The following is a 342-nucleotide window of genomic DNA, read 5'->3' as shown; positions in this document are numbered from 1 at the left end:
CGCGCGGCTGTGGACGACCACGACCTACGACGCGCTGGGCCGGCCAACCCAGGTCACCTCGCCCGAGCCGGGCGCGACGGGACAGACCTCGACGGTGAAGACGACCTACAACGGGTCGCAGACGATCATCACCGACGCCCGCAACAACCAGACGGTGCAGTCGCGTGCCGGCAACGGCGAGCTGAGCGTGGTGACCGACGTCAACGGCCTGCAGACGGTGTACGGCTACTACGCCGACGGCAGCCTGTACTACGTGCAGCGCGATGCGGGCCGGGGCATCGTCTCCAACGGCTTCATCTACGACAGCATGGGCCGCAAGACCCAGCAGAACGACCCGGACAG

1 protein-coding gene is annotated in these 342 nt (G+C 67.8%); it reads left to right on the top strand.

Features of this window, described 5'->3' with window-relative positions; all coding sequences use genetic code 11:
• The coding region (locus tag MD221_RS17465; RefSeq protein ID WP_242113432.1) for a hypothetical protein at positions 1–342 on the top strand (342 nt) is incomplete at both ends.

The organism is Luteimonas aquatica (genome assembly GCF_022662575.1).
Classification (GTDB): domain Bacteria; phylum Pseudomonadota; class Gammaproteobacteria; order Xanthomonadales; family Xanthomonadaceae; genus Luteimonas; species Luteimonas aquatica.
Note: the sequence above shows the minus strand (reverse complement) of the source record. Positions and strands in the feature narration are given on the sequence as shown.